Source organism: Bacillus sp. FSL K6-1218 (assembly GCF_038006445.1).
Lineage (GTDB): Bacteria > Bacillota > Bacilli > Bacillales > Bacillaceae_G > Bacillus_A > Bacillus_A thuringiensis_S.
Genome location: NZ_JBBOVE010000001.1, coordinates 962,398 through 978,636 on the forward strand (window position 1 = coordinate 962,398; position 16,239 = coordinate 978,636).

Genomic DNA, 16,239 nt, shown 5'->3' on the forward strand with positions numbered 1-16,239 from the left:
CAGGGGGATGGACATATGTTGAAGGTTGCAATTGCAGAAGATGATTTCCGCGTCGCGCAAATTCAGGAAGAGTTTTTATTAAAAATAAAGGACGTAAAAGTGATTGGAAAAGCATTGAACGCGAAAGAAACGATGGAACTACTACAAAGAGAAGAAATCGATTTGCTTCTATTAGATAATTACTTACCAGATGGAATCGGAACGGAACTATTACCGAAAATCCATGCTGACTTTCCAAACGTTGACGTCATTATGGTTACTGCGACAAATGAAAACCATATGCTAGAAAAAGCAATTCGAAACGGCGTAAGCAACTATCTTATAAAACCGGTCACGTTAGAAAAATTTGTTCGTACAATTGAAGACTATAAAAGAAAGAAGCAACTATTACATAGTAACAATGAAGTAAATCAAGCACTCATCGATAACTTCTTCGGCATTTCGCAAACACAAGACATAAAAAACTTACCGACAGGTGTAGATCCGTTAACACTGCAAAAAGTGAAAGGGATTATAAAAGGATTCGAAGAGGGAATTACAATAGAAGAAATGGGAGAACAAATGGGGGCCTCCAGAACAACCGCAAGAAGATATTTAGAATACTTAGTAGTGACAAATGAATGCACAGTAGAGTACACATACGGCATTATCGGACGACCAGAACGAAAATACCGAATAGGACGAGGGCTATGAAAAAACGATTATTACTATGTATATGGATCATGATAGGAGTAATAGCTGGTTGTTCCTCGGAAAAATCCCATACGAATAAAGTGAACATCGACAAAGTAGAAATCGTTGCGCCAAACGTTCAAGGAGCAGGATGGGACTTAACAGCACGAGCGATGCAAAAAACACTGACAGAAGAAAAAATCTTCACCAAACCAATCACAGTCACAAACAAAGTAGGTGGCAGCGGTGATGTCGGATGGAAATATACGAAACAAAAAGGCGGTCACGTACTGGCGATTAACTCAAGCTTACTCATAACGAACAACCTACTAGGTCACAGTAAACTAACATATAAAGACTTCACACCACTCGCGACACTAGCATCGGACTGGGAAGTCGTTGTCGTATCAAAAGAATCAAACATAGAAACTGCAAAACAACTAATGGAACAACTAAAACAAAACAAGAAAAACTTCAAAATCGGCGTTGCACCAGGCCTAGGAAACGACGATCACCTATCATTCGTACAAGTAAGCAAAGCATTCGGCATAAACCCTGCCGAACTACAATTCTTCGTCTACGAAAACAAAGAAAAAATCATAAACGCCCTAACGAACAAACAAATCAGCACCGCAACCATGACCCTATCCGAAGCCGAAAAACAATACAAAGCCGGCAAAATAAAAATACTAGCCGTATCCGCACCAAAACGACTAGACCGACTGCCAGAAATCCCAACCTGGAAAGAACAAGGCATCAACGTCATCTTCCAGCACTGGAAAGGAATTATGGGCCCAAAAGATATGACGGAGGAAGAGGTTGCTTATTGGGATGGTGTTATTAAGAGGATGGTGGAGAGTGATAGTTGGAAGGGGATTTTGAGGGAGCGGGGTTGGGAGAGTTTTTATAAGGGGAGTGGGGAGAGTAGGGGGTTTTTGGAGGAGAGTAGTGGGTGGTATGGGGGAATAACGAGTGAATAAACGCTAATTAATTCTAAAAAAATAGTGGTTATAATCTCCTTTTATGTAAATGAATAGTTAATATTACGTCATAAAAGTTTGGCAAAGTCATATAAACTGCATTGTAATTTTAAATACAGTTTATATGATATTGCTCTTATTTTTAGTTGAAGGTAAGAGAAATTGAATTTTTCTCTATTTCATTCAATGTATTCACTATTTCTAATCCTAAATGATAGCCAACTAAAGGTGGAACAGCATCTCCAATTTGCTCATATCTATCTTGTTTCGGATCTGAATGGAAGATTACATAAGGACCTTTAAAAACATACCAGTCTGGAAATGACTGTAACCTAGCAGCTTCACGCGGAGTTAATGCTCTGTTTTTTATAGGATGAATAATTTCGTCAAAACAATGTGATGTTACAGTAAAGGATGGTTTATTCTCTTTTAGTCGTCTGTATCTAGCTGCGTATAATTTTTTTGGGAAATATTGATCTCTTAGTTCTTGTTTTCCCTCTTTAATAAGTCTTTCGCCTGCTTTTTTCATACCTTCACCTTGATGAATCAAGGACATTCTTTTAATTATTTTATCGAGATGTTTACTAGCTTTATGTGAATCTAAAATTTTTCCATCGTAAGGGTTCTCTGTTAAAGAAAAAGGAGATATGCCTCGAACAAACTTTAAAAAGTTTTTACGTGAAGGATCATCTATATTTTCAATGTAATTATTATCTTTTTCATAGATCTCGTTTTCTTCTAGAACATTAACTTCAGGTAAGTCTAGAATTGCTTGTCCAACAGTAACTACAGGCATCAAATAATCACTGCCGTGTGTTTGTTGAGGATAGGAAAAATAAGTGTTTTCGTATTTGTTGTTTACTCCGACAATGAATACGCGCTCTCTATTTTGAGGTACACCATAATTTGCACAATTAAGGAGTACATCTTTTTTATGGGAGGATGTTACTCTGAATGAAACATCATTTTGTGTTTTTTCAAATTCCTCACAAACTTGAGAGAAAAAAGTTTGTTGGTTTTCTGTTTTTTTAGATAGGATACCTTTTACATTTTCAAATAAAAGTATTGATGCATCTACTGTTTTAGCAATTCGAGCAAGGTGTTTATAAAGATGATCACGTTCATCATTTTTTTGACGTTTACCAGCCATGGAATAGCTTTCGCAAGGCGGCCCTCCTGTTATTACATCTACACTTTCTTTTGAAAAACGTTTTAATAAAATTTCTCTAATTAAATTATCTGTAACTTCTCGAACATCTCCAAGAATTAATACAGATTTGTCGCTAGGTCTAAAGATATGTTCATATGTATCTTTATGTTGTAAATATTCTTCTAATTTGAGAAGATCCACGTGATGATTTGCTGCATATGTTTCTGCAGTTTCATTATTAATTTCTACAGCTATAAGCGGTTTAATTCCTGCTAGCTTTAATCCTGTAGTAAGTCCACCTGGGCCTGAAAATAAATCAATGCTGGTATATTTATACTGAGACATTTTTACACTCCTTTTACTTAATTTATGTTAGAATACTAATTTGGATAATTAATCGTTTTAGAGTTGATGAATTAATATTATCATAAATGATCAATAATAAAATTAATAATAACTTCCGGAGGTATTACGGATGAAATATAAAACATTAGACCTTTTTGCTGGTATTGGTGGTATTAGAAGGGGTTTTGAACTAACAGGGAGATTTGAAAACGTATTGTCAGCTGAAATTGATCAGTATGCTTGTCAAACATATGAACACCTTTATTCAGAAAACCCTAAAAATGATGTGACAAGTGCTGAATTTAAAGAAAAAGTAGAGAAATTAACATATGATGTATTATTAGGAGGGTTTCCTTGTCAGGCGTTTAGTACAGCTGGAAAAAAAGAAGGTTTTCGAGATAAAACAAGAGGTACTCTATTTTTTGATGTAGCGGATATAATTGAAAGGACACGCCCAAAAGCTTTTCTACTTGAAAATGTGGAAGGATTAATTCGACATAAAAAAGGCGAAACTTTTAAAACTATTCTTGAAACATTGGTAATAGAATTAGACTACAAAGTTATTGGTGTTGAAAAAGGAGAGAATGGGGAATTAATATATGACCCTCGAAGTTTTTTACTTAATTCTAGAAATTTTGGGGTTCCCCAAAATAGACCACGTATATATATAGTAGGTTTTAATCAAAGGCTTTACAGAGACAAAATTGAATCTGTGCCTTTATTTACACTTCCGAAAAGTAGATCTAGAACAAAGATCTATGATAGTGTAAGAGATGTATTAGAAGACAATGTTGGAGAAAAATACTATTTGTCAGAAGGGTATTTAGAAACGTTAAAAAAGCATAAAGAAGCTCAAGGTAAAAAGGGAAATGGATTTGGCTATTCTATAGTTAATTTACCAGAAATTGAAAATCCAGTTTCTAATGCACTCTTAGCTACGGGGGGGGCAGGAAAGGAACGGAATCTAATTTATGATTATAACCCAGATATAGTAGGGAAATTAGTTAAGTCTAAAAAATCACCTCTTAATTCTGAAGGGGTTCGAATTATGACACCAAATGAGTGGGGGAAACTGCAAGGATTTGTTGGTTACGCATTTAAAAGTGCTTCAGGTGAAGATACTTTTAGTTTTCCTGAAAAAATGAGTGATGCTCAAAGATATAAGCAGTTTGGAAATTCAGTTACAATTCCTGTAATTGAGGAGATTGCATATAAAATAGTTGAAGCATTAGATATTTTAGAGAGACCTTGATTAAGATATCATAAAAACAAACGAATGCTTGGAAATTTAGTTATAAAATTTTTTTCTTTGAATTAGATGACCTAAAAAGGTTGCATTTAATTATTGTATTTATGGAAATAATAAAGAAAGAAGATAGTGGATGAGAAAATAATCAATTCACTATCTTCTTTTTTCATTTATTTAAAGCGTATTTGAAGGTTAAGTTTCAAATAGAGCTCGTTGTTATCTAGATATACTTCACCGAATTTATATCTAGAACTTGAAGGAGTGTCTAATAATGTATGGTTAATTAAATACTCTTGGAACTGTAGTCTATTATAAATATGGTAACAAACAATTTCGCCATCTTCTTTTACAATAATATATCCTCCAGTGGCATCGTAATGCCCATTCCATTCTTTTTGTGGAGTCATTCCTAAAGCAACATCTGTTAAAAAATTCTTTATTTTATATTCATAAAATCTATGATTTCTTTCTTGATTGAAAAGCATTGGATTTTCAATTTCCAGTAGGTTAATTAAATCTCTTAATAATACCCCTTGCCCATTATAATAGTACATGATTGCTTTAGAGATAATATAAGGTAAGCTGGAGTCTATCAGCTGTAAATTTAACTGGAAATTCTCACTTTCAATACGGCTAAATTCTAGTCCGTATCCATTTTGAATTAAATATTTTACTCTATCTTTAATCTTAGACCGAGTGTTTATTCTATTTACGTTCTCCATAATATCGTTAAAGGGGGTACTGTTATGATTTGTACAAATTTTATAGATAAAGTTTGTGGATTCTCCAGAATTAAGTAATGTAGGACTTCCGCCTATTCTGGATTTGATACTAAACCCTAATATAGGTTTTGTATTTGTGGTTAAATCGTGTACTTTAAGTGTAATATCTCTTTTATTACTAGAATCAGACTTTAATTTTGTTATATGAATAGAGTTTAAAAAACTTTCGATAGTATGGAATTCGAAGGATCTCCCTTTGACTGATTTTAAGCTTTCTAATAATTCATAGGACTTTTGGATAAAGTCTTCTTTCTCTAATTCCAGCAATATATTATTATGCTCATCAATTACTTTAATTGATGAATCATGTTCATAAAAATATTTTTGATCATTCTCTTCTCGAACAATCGAAACCAGCGGATAATAAACATCTTCAATTTTTTCTAAATTCTCATCCCCAGCATAGAGAGCGCCCTCTCCTAAAAGTTTTAAGAATGTGTATATTTCGCTCCATTCACCTTTGTTGCCTTTCACTATCTTGTGCCCCCTATTATTATTTAGTAGTTGCTTTTTGAAAATTATATCATAAAAGTCATTATAATATGGAGAATATTGGGATGAGTTTATTTATAGTCCAAGGTGAAAAATTATGTGAAATATTATTAATAATATTCCGATGGGTGTTTGTGTTTGGAAAGAAGTACTTATGTAGAATAGGGAGTGGATAATTTAGTTGAAAAATTAGACTGTCTTATTGAGGCTAGTCCAACTTTTTAAGATTCTAACATTGCTAACTTTTCGTTTATAAAAGGTGTAAAGTGTCCACATAATAGAGAATGGATTAAGTATTATTTGATAAAGTTATTATAATAATTTCGTTTTAATGAATGAGGTCTTTAGTACTGTAAGTAGATTTAAAGAAAAAAGTTCAGTATGAAACTGAACTTTTTTCTTTTCTACCTTTTTATTTCGTATTCTTTTTTTAATTTTTGAGGTAAACATAAATAATTAATGTAACATTTTTTGCATTTTCTAACGTCGCAACTCTTTTCCAGTAGATTATCTCTAATATTATTAGCAGCACGTTCAATTGTACCCTTGGTTTCTTTATATTCATTTTTATCTACTACCATTTTCTTTTCTAATACATTATCATCAATATTGTAAATTTCGGTATAATCGGAATGCTCCCCTGTATCCTCGTAGTAACCCATGGCATAGATTCTTAGCTGTTCTTCTGTTACTGAGGTAGACAGTACTCCTGATTCTGTTTTGAAATCAACAATAGAAGTTTTTTCGATACCATCCCTTGTTTTTTTCTTAGTTAAGTCCATACGACCGTTAACGATTACGTTTTCGCTTAATTGTACTTCTATTTGCTTCTCAACAAACTCAATTTGGCTTTCTTCGCTAATAAGTTTTTTATGGTAAGTAACTATGGCTTCTTGGGCTTGTATTAACATTTGTTCATATATTTCAGGTGTATTCTTTGTAAATGGCATATGAAATAAATCTTTGACAATGGCTTTAATGTCATCTGATTGTAATATTACCTTATTAAGGAGTTTGTTGTGAATATCCATTACACTAGCGTGCATTGAATGACCATAGCCCATAAAGGGCTCAATTGGTTGCACAAAACCATAATTGTGAGTCATTTTGTATCTATAAGGACAATAATGGTAGTCATCAAGCTTAGTGAAGTTAAGAACTATAGTCTTTTTGTCTTCTTTATTTACGTACTTAGGTGTTCTCTCTAAGAGCATTTTCTGAACAGCGCTATTATAGTCTAGTAAGAAATGGGAACTTCTACATTCTGATACAAACTGTGATTCACGTTGATATAAACGATTTGTGTCTTGCCCATAATTTGCGCCACTTAAAAAGCAATATTTTTTGCTACGAGTAAGAGCAACGTAGAATAGTCGACGTTCGTCTTCTTCGTTTGAATGCAGAAGTCTTTCTTGATTTGGTATGACATTTTTCCCTATTACGTGTGAGATATTCCTTCCGCCCCTTTTTTTTATGGGGAATAAATTCTTTCTCATAAAGGGAATAAAAACAGCTTCAAATTCAAGACCTTTTGATTGATGAATTGTCATTACCCTAACTCCCTCTTCGGGAGAATAATGCTCATTTTCTAAGTGTCCTTCTTGATAATAATCCTTTGCAGAATAGTATATATGTTGGCAAAAGGAGCTTAATTTTCTCTTAGGTTCTGTATAGTAATTAATATATTCGAAATCGTGTATTACTTGACTAAACTTTCCTAAGTTATACATTATAACTTCTAAAGTTTCATTGGTAACATTCTCTTCTTCTTTTAAATTTATAGCATCTAAGAAATTTTGGAAGATCTTTTGGAGTAGAAAAGCACTGAAGAATTTGTACTTAGATACAGGGTTATTATCTAAATAATTTAGTCCAAAATCTATATTACTTGGGGTCAATATTGGATGAACCCTTAGCCATAATTCTTTAAGCTCATTTCGTTGTATACTCCCATTTAGATAGTTGAAAATTGCTACAGATGCCTCTACTTCATGAGTTTCAAATAGACCATTAAAGCCTTCCACTGCTACATGAATTCCGTTGTCCTGTAAATAATTAATTAAGCTCTTAGCATATGTTTTTGTTCTAACCAGAATGGCAATGTCCTTTTTACGAATTCCTTTTTCGTTGAGAATTTTTATGTTATTTACAACAAACTGATTTTCTTCGTAGGGGTCATAAAAGTTCTGGTAAACAATATCTCCATCTTCATATGTAATATTTGATTTTGCTGTAATATTTTTTAAATTAATCAGGTCGTCCTGATTTTGCGAAATAAGTTCTTTAGACATTTCAACAATACCTGTAGAACTTCGGAAATTATCTCCTAAAAGTAAAGTTTCACATGGGGTATACCGTTCTTTAAATGTTCTAATTTGTTCTATATCTGAACCACGCCATTGGTAAATAGTTTGATTAGGATCACCAACTGCACATATACTTGCTCCTAAATCATGAAGTTGTTGTAGTATTTTTTCTTGGAGGGGATTTACGTCCTGATATTCATCAATAGTTACATATTTGATTTTTTCAGCAATTTTTAATCTAACAAAGGGATCATTTTTTAATAAATTAAGCGCTAACTCCATTATCATAGTAAAGTCCATGAAAAGATTATCTTCAAGATATTGAAGATATTTTTCTTTGGCAACTAATACCTTAGGAGGTAATTGAGAATCCTGTACTTCATTCTCCCTTATGGAACTCATTACGCTTAAGAATAACTTTGTATCCACAAAATTTCTAAGACTTAAATCCTTCATGCCTGCTTTTACATATGCACGTTCCACGAACAATTTTGTTTGTACATCACTTAATACTTGGTAGTTATTATAGATAGGTCTAAATTCTTTTATTAAATTTAAGCAGAATCCATGAATTGTACCAATGTTTAATTCAGCAAGACCTTTAACGTCGTCACCTAGAACTTCCTTAATAGCTCTTATTGTTTTTATTTTTATATCCTCAGCGGCAGCTTCTGTAAATGTAAATGTTAGTACATTTTCAGGTTTTAGTTTTTTTCTTTTTATGATTTCTGCTGTTCGTGTGGCAACTACTGTAGATTTTCCACTGCCTGCTCCTGCTAAAACAAGTAGATTTTCATCCTGTGAATTTATTACATCTCGCTGAGCTTCAGTAAACCTGATTTGGTTTGTGAGTGTAAACATAGTGTCCTCCATTCCCTGTTATAGGAAGTTTTTACTATATTATCTTACAAAAAACAGAATATTTCTACAAATATCTATAAAGTTTGAAATTACTAAAATGTTAAGAGAAACACTATGCCAAATGTTTGTGTAGAAAAGATTCCCATTGCAAATAGAATAATATGTTAACAAATTATAAAGATGAGTGTATCAAAGTCAATATTCATCTTGTAAATATAATTGTAAAGATATTGGTATCATTGTTAGATTGCACTTATACAATAATGTTTTACAGTAAATTACAAATGCAGTAAAGGAAAGGGTTTGAGACTAGTCGTTTTATTACCTTTTAATCGTTATTGAAAATACTTTTATTTTTGGAATAAAATAAAAGTAATATAAGACGATAATATAAGGGAATTGTATATATTCGGGTAATTAGCGAAAAGCAGAACACAGCGAGGCAGCGTAAGGCGCTTAAGGAATTGGGAGTATAGATGCTCCCGCTTTTTATTATGTAAGTTTCTTAAAGCTTATTTATTTTGTGGAGGATGGTGTGATCCTGTAGATGAAATTTCAAATACAGTAATGTAGTGTTCCGACATGTATGATCACGTGACGAAATGAGTACCCCAACAGTACTAGTAGATAAGATTAATAGTAATTAATAACAAGGAAAATGAATTATTACTTAGTTGCAGGACGTTTACAAGAATAAAAAAGTATTTATAGTTTTCTACAACCCCTCCTAAGCCCCTTACAAGCCCCTACCAAGTAATAAATCACTAAGAAAAAACATAACAAAACAAAAACAACAACAAACACCGTAGTAGGAGTCGAAAAAATTTTTGAAATAACACGCCAAAAACTCGGCCAGTCTCCCATATATATTATGAAGGGGCTTTTACTTTTGAACGGAGACGGGAGGAATTAGGATGGCGGTGTATCGTAATGTGCAGGTGAATTTTTGGCAGGATGATTTTGTTTTGGATTTGACGCCGGAGGAGCGGTATTTTTATGTGTATTTGTTAACTTGTTCGAAGACGACGCAGTGTGGGATTTTTCCTTTTCCGAAGCGGTTAGCTGAGATGGAGACGGGTTATAATCGGGAGACTGTTGATAAGCTTGTGCAGCGCTTCATTGATTATGGGAAGATTCTTTATGATGCGGAGACACGGGAGTTATTCGTTTTAAATTGGCTTCGTTATAATCCTGTGACGAATACGAATGTGGAGAAGTGTGTACTTCGTGAGCTTAAGGGTGTGAAGAATAAGGAGTTTGTACATATGTTTCTTCAAAAGTGCGTAGAGGAGGAGCTGAATGTTCCGATGCTTTTAGCGCATTTCGGTATGCCTGGTGAATTGGCTGTGGATGATGTTGATCCGATTTGTGAGGAGACAGAGGAAGAAGAGGTTGTAGAGGAAGAAACGGGAAGTAAGGTGTTCACGTTTTATGAGCAACATTTCGGTAGTTTGTCTCCTTTTGCGGTGGAAGAATTGAGTGCGTGGATGGAAGATTTGTCAGAGGAGCTTGTGCTGAAGGCTCTTCAAATTGCGTTTGAGAATAATAAGCGGACGGTTGCTTATGTGAAGGGGATTCTGCGTGGGTGGCACGGGAAAGGGTTTACGAAATTGTGTGAGGTTGAGGCGGATACGGCTAAGTTTAGGAAGAAGGAGTCGTCTGTTAGTACCGGGGAGACGGAGGAGTTTTTGGCGAGGTGTGAGGAGTGGGAGAAGAATGCGCCGTCTGAGGAAGAGTTGCAGCGCTTTTTAGCGGAGCGCGGGTGGCGGCCATGAGTATTCAAAATGTGGAGGCGGAGAAGACGGTGTTAGGTTCTCTATTAATTGATGGAGAGCTTATTAAGGAGTGCCGTTTGACGGAGCAGTATTTTTCTATGCCAGTACATAAGTCTATATTTCAGTTAATGCGAAAGATGGAAGGAGAGGGGCAACCGATTGATCTTGTGACGTTCATTTCTCGGGTAGATCCGAAGTTTTTAGAGGGGATCGGGGGAATGGAGTATTTTATAGGGTTAATGGATGGTGTGCCGACAATTGCCAACTTCTCTTATTATGAGGGGCTTGTTCGAGGTGCCTGGAAAATGTATCAGGCGGGTGTTCTTGGGCACAAGATGGGAGAGCGTCTTATTGCGGAGAAGAATGAGAAAATTATTGGTGAGACGATTACGGCACTTTGTGAGTTAGAGGAAAAGGACTGTGTATGTGAGTTTGATTTGAAGGATGCGTTAGTTGATTTATATGAAGAGCTTCATCAAGATGCGAAAGAGATTACTGGTATTGAGACTGGTTATACATCACTAAATAAAATGACGTGCGGATTGCAGGAAGGTGATTTTGTCGTTCTTGGTGCGCGTCCTTCTATGGGGAAGACTGCGTTTGCGTTAAATGTTGGACTGCATGCGGCGAAGTCTGGAGCGGCGGTTGGACTATTTTCGTTAGAGATGAGTAGTAAGCAATTGTTAAAAAGGATGGCGTCTTGCGTGGGCGAAGTGTCAGGAGGTAGGCTGAAAAATCCGAAGCATCGTTTTGCGATAGAGGACTGGGAAAAGGTGAGTAAGGCGTTTGCGGAGATTGGTGAACTGCCATTTGAGATTTACGACAATGCAGGTGTTACGGTGCAAGATATTTGGATGCAAACTCGTAAGTTAAAGAGGAAGCATGGTGATAAAAAGATTTTAGTTATTGTAGATTACTTGCAGCTTATTATGGGCGATCCGAAGCATAAGGGCAATCGATTTCAAGAGATTAGTGAAATCTCTCGTAAGCTTAAAGTATTAGCACGTGAATTAAATGTTTGTGTAGTAGCGTTGTCGCAATTGTCTCGTTCGGTAGAAGCACGTCAAGATAAGCGCCCTCTTTTATCTGATTTAAGAGAGACAGGACAAATTGAGCAAGATGCAGATGTCATTATGCTTATGTATCGCGAAGATTATTACGATAAGGAAACAGCGCAGAAAGAGATGACGGAGATTCATGTGGCGAAGCATCGGAATGGGCCTGTGGGGAGTTTTAAGCTGCGGTTTTTGAAGGGATTTGGGCGGTTTGTGGAGGGGGTAAAGTAGTGAAAGGGCAAGTTGTTTTGAAAATAGTATCTACATGTGAACCAAAGTTGTAACGCTAATTTCATAAGTTATATAATAAAGAAAATGGTAACTAATAGTTAAGGGGGATTAGCTATTGGCAGGGAATGATATTTTTTATCATAATAAAGATATTCTTATGAAGTTTTTAAGTGAATGTTATAGGGATAAAGGGCTTGAAGCATATGGATTAAAAGGCTTTCCAAAAATAAAAGAGCTGTTATTAAATGAATTCTCGAGAGTTCGTGCAGATCAAAGGCGCTCAGATACTTTATTTGAAATGGAAGATGGTTCAATTTTAATGTTAGAGTATGAAAGTAATACCCGTTTCCTTGAAAACCATTTGAAGTATATGGATTATGCAAATCAAATTATGTATCGTTATTATAATAAGAATAAAGAGTTACCGGATATTCGAATCGTGGTTATTTATACAAGTGAGGTAATGAATCCAATAGAAGAAATAGATGTATGTAGTATACGTTTAAATTCCAAAGCGGTTTTACTAAGCGAATATAATGGTGATGCTATCCTTCAAAAGGTTATTAAAAAAATGGAAGAAGGAAAATCTTTGACGGATGAAGAAACCATGAAATTAATACTTGTACCACTTATGCATAGTAGGGAAAAAAGACAAATTTTAATTGAGAAGACGATAGAAGTAGCAAAATGTATCTCCGATGAGCAAGAACAAATTCAAGTTATTGCCGGAATTCTTGTAGCTACAGATAAATTTATTGATGAAGACTACGCGAAAAAAGTAAAGGAGTGGTTACGGATGACAAAAGTGGGTCGTTTATATGAACAGGAGAAGCAAGAAGAAATTGATAAAGCACTTTCGGCAGCTGGAATGCTCTTTAAAGGAATGAGTATAGAGGAAGTGGCTAAGAAATTAGATGTAACAATTGAAAAGGTGAAAGAGTGGGAGAAGCGTTTATCTCATTAATCGCTGGATTTTAATGGGAATATTTCGCAAAGGGAAAATGGCAGTGTCTGTATAAATTTATATAAAAATAGCCGACTATTATGAAGTGACCCCCGAAAGTTAGACAGGTCGTTTCATTAGGCAGCCTCTAGGGTATGAGCCCGGTATTGTACTGGGCTCATACCCTTTAATTTTGCCTTAATTCTTTTATGATTATAGTATTCTATATACTTTGCTAATTCTTGTTTGAAATGTGTTATACTTTCAAATTCTTTTCGATACAGAAATTCCGATTTCATGATACCGAAGAAATTTTCAATAACGGCATTGTCATAACAGTTTCCTTTGCGAGACATACTTTGAGTTATGCCACAATTCTTAAGAGAATGACGGTATTGTTTCATTTGATAGTGCCAACCTTGATCAGAGTGAATGAGGAGTTTATCCGGATCGGTTACACAATAAAGAGCTTGTTCCAACATCGTTGAAACAAGGGAATAGGTCGGTCTTGAACCAATTGTATACGTGATAATTTCACCATTAAATAAATCCAACATTGGTGATAGGTATAACTTCTCCCCAAATAACTTAAACTCCGTAATATCTGTAACCCACTTTTCATTTGGTTTTTCAGCTTGGAAGTTGCGATTTAAAATATTTGGCGCAATTTTCCCAACTGTCCCTTTGTAAGAGCGATATTTTTTCATACGAACCAGACATTTTAACCCTAATTCTTTCATAAGGCGATACACTTTTTTATGATTTACTTTGTGTCCACGATTCATAAGTTCATCACGAATACGACGATAACCATAACACCCATCGTGTTCATTATAAATAGCTTGAATCCGTTCTTTTACCTCCGCATTTGGATCAGGACGATTAAAACGTTTCATCCAGTAATAGTACGTACTACGTGGAATGTTTGCGAGTTGAAGTAACTCCTTGATAGGAAATTCATGCCTTAACTCGTAGATTACTTGCGCTTTGTCTTGTTTGGTGATTTTTCTTTGTTTTGAACTAAGGCATTCAACTTTTTTAAATATGCATTTTCCATACGTAAACGCTCATTTTCCGCTTGTAAGGCTTCGATTGATCCTTCATCTACTGGTTTTATTTTTTTATCTTTCATGGTTGGACGCCCCTTTTTCTTTGATTGTAGGGCATCCAATCCTCCTGTTTCATAAGCTATTTTCCATTTCCGAAGTGTTTCATAAGACGGTATATTGAAAAGTGCCGCTGTTTCTCTGATAGATGTCCCGTGTTCATTCATATAATAAAGTACATCTAGTTTATACTGGGCTGGGTAGAATGTATAGCACTTTTCAAAGGCCTTTTCACCTGAAGACTCATATCGTCTAATCCACTCACGAAGTACGCTAGGGTTAACTCCTATAGATTTAGCAATTGTTTTTCCACTTTCTGTACCATCTAAATATCGTTTCACCGCTTGGATTTTTTCTTTTGAAGAAAATTTAGCCATAAAAAATGCACCTCCAATTGTTAGGCTGTGTCTAACAATTGGGGTGCACTTCATTATGTAATAGTCGGCTATTTTTATAAGGAGAAGTTGTTAGGTTTAATACGCAAATTTTTTGATTTGCTCTTGAATATGTTTCTTATTTCCCCATAAAGAAGGATTTTCTCTCTGCAGTGATCCATTGCTGCAAATCATCTTGGCTACGTCGGACAAGTCGATTTACTAAAACATCGTGCCATACATAATCCTCTAGTAAGTATATATGAACGGGGTCATCTGTATAAAAAGCAATATTACGCTCTTCAAGTGATGGTCCATAAATCATCTCTTTAGAATCTATCGATACAATAAACCAATGTTCTGTAGACAAGGTTTCTGTATAAGGTGTTATGCGATGGGCTTCTAGATTTTTAATGGGATTTTCAACATGCAGGGTAATACCTTGTATTGTAACTTTATCAGCTACTTCAGATAGATCTTCTTTTAACGCTTCATACATCTCATCCCACATTGAAATGACAATACGTCGTTCTGCTTTTTTTATTAATGCCTGACAATAGCTAATGATTGTTTTATTGTCTTTTAAAGTAATCACTCGATTATCCGTTTTTTCCTCGGAAGTTTCTAGTGTTTTTAATGAATCACTAATTCCTTCGTAAGTAGACTGCCATTCTGATTGCGCCTTCTGTAAAAAGATTTCAACAGGTAGAGGTGAATAGCGAGTGGTGTCATTTATTTCTTCCTTCATGACAATTCCTTTTTCTACAAGGTTACCTAAAATCTCGTAAATTCGCGCTCTTGGGACACCCGAATCTTTACTCACTTGGTAGGCTGTGACAGGCCCTTGTTTAACAAGAGATACATAAGATTTAGCTTCATATTCATTGAAACCAATTTTTTTAAGCTGTTGCACTATGTAGTCCACTTTTTTCGTCCTCCGATGTTTGCTTTTATATTTTAACGTTACAATAACTGTTTACATTTAGCAAATTATTAGTTACTATTCGAATAGTGACTAAAGGGGAGGTTAATAGTATGGATTTTTATTTAGACCCATCTGTATTGATGATTTTGATTGTTTTTGGATTTGTAGCTGCATTTATTGATTCAGTTGTAGGTGGTGGTGGACTCATTGCTTTACCAGCTTTATTATTTACAGGACTGAATCCAGCAAGTGCAGTAGCTACGAATAAACTAGCATCGACAATGGGAAGTGCAACTAGTAATATTGTGTTTTACCGTTCTGGTAATCTTGATTTGAAATCGGCGTTTAAATTAGTTCCACTCACTTTCATAGGTTCCATAATAGGGGCATGGACCGTTCATTTAATGAACCCAGAAATACTGAAGCCATTGATGCTGATTATGCTTGGTGCGGTCGCTATTTATACGATATTCAAAAAGGATTGGGGTAGTATTTCCACTCATAAGAAATTGTCTGGTCGACACGTCATTATTTTTACTTTCTTTGTTTTTGCTATTGGTTTTTATGATGGATTTCTAGGTCCTGGAACAGGTTCGTTTTTAATGTTTTCTCTTTTATTTATTGGGTATGACTTTTTAAAAGCAGCAGGTAATGCGAAGCTTCTTAATTTAGGAAGTAATGTTGGTGCATTATTGATGTTTATGTATGTAGGGCAAGTAAACTATGCGTATGGTTTTATAATGGGGATTGCTCAAATTGCTGGAGGGATTGTTGGCTCCAAATTCGCTATAAAAAAAGGAAGTGGTTATGTTCGTGCCCTTTTCATTACAGTAACTTGTTTATTGTTAGCGAAAAATCTGTATGACTATATTCAGTAAGTAATTAAAGAACGTAGAAAAGGTCAAGTATGCAAACTACATCAAGTATAAGAAGATACTAAGGAGAGATTCCTTTTAACATTTTTTAGATGCTACCTTGTTTGAAGATAGCATC

General features: G+C 34.9%; 12 protein-coding genes. 7 read left to right on the top strand and 5 right to left on the bottom strand.

Translation table 11 applies throughout. From position 1 onward, the window contains the following. Nucleotides 1-15: 15 nt before the first annotated feature. The gene (locus MHI26_RS05015) at nucleotides 16-693 is read left to right on the top strand and encodes a response regulator (protein WP_061667767.1); all 678 of its coding nucleotides are present in this window, start codon (nucleotides 16-18) and stop codon (nucleotides 691-693) included. Continuing rightward, complete coding sequence (locus tag MHI26_RS05020; RefSeq protein ID WP_061667766.1) at nucleotides 690-1,652, top strand: tripartite tricarboxylate transporter substrate binding protein; 963 nt, start codon at nucleotides 690-692, stop codon at nucleotides 1,650-1,652. The genes MHI26_RS05015 and MHI26_RS05020 overlap by 4 nt, the downstream gene beginning before the upstream one ends. Nucleotides 1,653-1,794: 142 nt before the next feature. Here the strand turns inward: MHI26_RS05020 and MHI26_RS05025 are convergent, their stop codons facing one another. Beyond that, nucleotides 1,795-3,147, bottom strand: coding sequence for a DNA cytosine methyltransferase (locus MHI26_RS05025; protein ID WP_061667765.1), 1,353 nt, complete (start codon nucleotides 3,145-3,147; stop codon nucleotides 1,795-1,797). A 130-nt stretch (nucleotides 3,148-3,277) separates the two neighbouring features. Between MHI26_RS05025 and MHI26_RS05030 the strand changes: the two genes are divergently transcribed. Then, a complete protein-coding gene (locus tag MHI26_RS05030) occupies nucleotides 3,278-4,399 on the top strand; it encodes a DNA cytosine methyltransferase (RefSeq protein WP_061667764.1) in 1,122 nt (373 codons plus the stop codon). A 167-nt stretch (nucleotides 4,400-4,566) separates the two neighbouring features. Here the strand turns inward: MHI26_RS05030 and MHI26_RS05035 are convergent, their stop codons facing one another. Then, complete coding sequence (locus MHI26_RS05035; protein WP_061667763.1) at nucleotides 4,567-5,652, bottom strand: HpaII family restriction endonuclease; 1,086 nt, start codon at nucleotides 5,650-5,652, stop codon at nucleotides 4,567-4,569. A gap of 422 nt (nucleotides 5,653-6,074) precedes the next feature. Next, nucleotides 6,075-8,837: an ATP-dependent DNA helicase gene (locus MHI26_RS05040; RefSeq protein WP_061667762.1), complete on the bottom strand. Its 2,763-nt coding sequence runs from the start codon at nucleotides 8,835-8,837 to the stop codon at nucleotides 6,075-6,077. 914 nt (nucleotides 8,838-9,751) lie between these two features. Between MHI26_RS05040 and MHI26_RS05045 the strand changes: the two genes are divergently transcribed. From MHI26_RS05045 to MHI26_RS05055, 3 genes are all read left to right on the top strand, one after another. Then, complete coding sequence (locus MHI26_RS05045; RefSeq protein WP_061667761.1) at nucleotides 9,752-10,612, top strand: DnaD domain-containing protein; 861 nt, start codon at nucleotides 9,752-9,754, stop codon at nucleotides 10,610-10,612. Continuing rightward, the gene (gene dnaB, locus MHI26_RS05050; RefSeq protein WP_061667760.1) at nucleotides 10,609-11,898 is read left to right on the top strand and encodes a replicative DNA helicase; all 1,290 of its coding nucleotides are present in this window, start codon (nucleotides 10,609-10,611) and stop codon (nucleotides 11,896-11,898) included. Before MHI26_RS05045 ends, dnaB begins: the two co-directional genes overlap by 4 nt. 115 nt (nucleotides 11,899-12,013) lie before the next feature. Beyond that, on the top strand, nucleotides 12,014-12,862 hold the full coding sequence (locus tag MHI26_RS05055) for a hypothetical protein (protein ID WP_061667759.1): 849 nt from the start codon (nucleotides 12,014-12,016) through the stop codon (nucleotides 12,860-12,862). A 116-nt stretch (nucleotides 12,863-12,978) separates the two neighbouring features. Here MHI26_RS05055 and MHI26_RS05060 read toward each other — a convergent pair. After that, a protein-coding gene (locus MHI26_RS05060; protein ID WP_098316879.1) for an IS3-like element ISBth10 family transposase occupies nucleotides 12,979-14,324 on the bottom strand; the annotation gives its coding sequence in 2 pieces (ribosomal slippage) (nucleotides 12,979-13,883 and nucleotides 13,883-14,324; 1,347 coding nt in all). Nucleotides 14,325-14,460: 136 nt separating this feature from the next. Continuing rightward, the gene (locus tag MHI26_RS05065) at nucleotides 14,461-15,246 is read right to left on the bottom strand and encodes a TrmB family transcriptional regulator (protein WP_000384612.1); all 786 of its coding nucleotides are present in this window, start codon (nucleotides 15,244-15,246) and stop codon (nucleotides 14,461-14,463) included. A gap of 110 nt (nucleotides 15,247-15,356) precedes the next feature. Between MHI26_RS05065 and MHI26_RS05070 the strand changes: the two genes are divergently transcribed. Then, a complete protein-coding gene (locus MHI26_RS05070) occupies nucleotides 15,357-16,124 on the top strand; it encodes a TSUP family transporter (RefSeq protein ID WP_000348454.1) in 768 nt (255 codons plus the stop codon). Nucleotides 16,125-16,239: the final 115 nt, after the last annotated feature.

Bases quoted from the DNA above. Each gene is read 5' to 3' on its own strand.
- MHI26_RS05015 (WP_061667767.1), top strand. From the start codon at position 16: ATGTTGAAGGTTGCAATTGCAGAAGATGATTTCCGCGTCGCGCAAATT.
- MHI26_RS05020 (WP_061667766.1), top strand. From the start codon at position 690: ATGAAAAAACGATTATTACTATGTATATGGATCATGATAGGAGTAATA.
- MHI26_RS05025 (WP_061667765.1), bottom strand. From the start codon at position 3,147: ATGTCTCAGTATAAATATACCAGCATTGATTTATTTTCAGGCCCAGGT.
- MHI26_RS05030 (WP_061667764.1), top strand. From the start codon at position 3,278: ATGAAATATAAAACATTAGACCTTTTTGCTGGTATTGGTGGTATTAGA.
- MHI26_RS05040 (WP_061667762.1), bottom strand. From the start codon at position 8,837: ATGTTTACACTCACAAACCAAATCAGGTTTACTGAAGCTCAGCGAGAT.
- MHI26_RS05045 (WP_061667761.1), top strand. From the start codon at position 9,752: ATGGCGGTGTATCGTAATGTGCAGGTGAATTTTTGGCAGGATGATTTT.
- dnaB (WP_061667760.1), top strand. From the start codon at position 10,609: ATGAGTATTCAAAATGTGGAGGCGGAGAAGACGGTGTTAGGTTCTCTA.
- MHI26_RS05070 (WP_000348454.1), top strand. From the start codon at position 15,357: ATGGATTTTTATTTAGACCCATCTGTATTGATGATTTTGATTGTTTTT.